We start from the raw sequence: 485 nt of genomic DNA, 5'->3' as shown, positions 1-485 counted from the left end.
TTCGAGAACCTGGTACCGGGCACTACGCCGGTAAATACCACCGTTACCGATACTCCGGGCACTGCTGACACCACCACCGTGACCCTGACCGCGCCAAGCGCAGTTAATGAAGGCGGTCAGATTACGTACACCGCGACCTTGAGCAACAAGGCCGGCACCGATGTCACGCTGAAGCTGGATAACGGGTCGACCATCACCATCAAGGCCGGTGACACCGTCGGTACTGTGACCGTCCCGGCGCCGAGCGATGACGTGTTCATCGACAAGAGCACCCAGACCGTCAAGATCACCGACGCCACCGGCGGTAACTTCGAGAAGCTGGAAGTTGCCGGTAACGGCGCAACCACCACCATCAACGACACTATAGACAAAGTCGATGTGGTACTGACGGCCACCAATACCGTCGGTGAAGGCGGCAACATCGTCTACACCGCCAGCCTTGTGGATAAGAACGGCACACCGGTGACCAACATCACCAATCCGCT

At 58.6% G+C, this 485-nt stretch carries 1 protein-coding gene; it reads left to right on the top strand.

Translation table 11 applies throughout. The annotated features are described in order from the left end of the window. Positions 1–485 (top strand): immunoglobulin-like domain-containing protein (locus ACQRBV_RS27545; RefSeq protein ID WP_427877934.1); only part of this gene is annotated, 485 nt, incomplete at both ends.

It is taken from the genome of Pseudomonas sp. R11F (assembly GCF_050312575.1).
Taxonomy (GTDB): domain Bacteria; phylum Pseudomonadota; class Gammaproteobacteria; order Pseudomonadales; family Pseudomonadaceae; genus Aquipseudomonas; species Aquipseudomonas palleroniana.
Note: the sequence above shows the minus strand (reverse complement) of the source record. Positions and strands in the feature narration are given on the sequence as shown.